We start from the raw sequence: 404 nt of genomic DNA, 5'->3' as shown, positions 1-404 counted from the left end.
GTGCTTCATAGGCTTTAACAGCTTCAAGCCCGTTTTCGGCCAAAATGATAGAAGCATTAGGCAATATTTTCTGGATAATGGTTTTCGCCAGCATCTGGTTTACCGGATTATCTTCCGCGATAAGCACCTTAAACGGAGCTTCAAAGCCATCATTAAGGTTTATGCTTTCGGTTTCTCCAATAGCAAGATCGGCACGGTGAATATTATTAAGCAGTTCAAACAACTGGTCGCTCACAATTGGTTTAGTAACATTAAAGCGTATATCCAGGTCTATGCAGGCCTGTATGAGCTTTTCATCATCCATAGAACTATGTAGCAGCATTACCGGTAATTTATCAGAGCCCAGGTTTAGTGTTTCCCTAATTTGTTTTACAAGGTCGGTACCGCTAATGTAAGGCATGTTG

At 41.3% G+C, this 404-nt stretch carries 1 protein-coding gene; it reads right to left on the bottom strand.

The features are described from left to right. Nucleotides 1-404, bottom strand: a 404-nt coding sequence (locus tag I6F16_RS37740) for a hypothetical protein (RefSeq protein WP_225174808.1), incomplete at both ends; no start/stop codon positions are given.

The organism is Bradyrhizobium sp. IC4060 (assembly GCF_020193715.1).
In the GTDB taxonomy this organism is placed as follows: domain Bacteria; phylum Pseudomonadota; class Alphaproteobacteria; order Rhizobiales; family Xanthobacteraceae; genus Bradyrhizobium; species Bradyrhizobium yuanmingense.
Note: the sequence above shows the minus strand (reverse complement) of the source record. Positions and strands in the feature narration are given on the sequence as shown.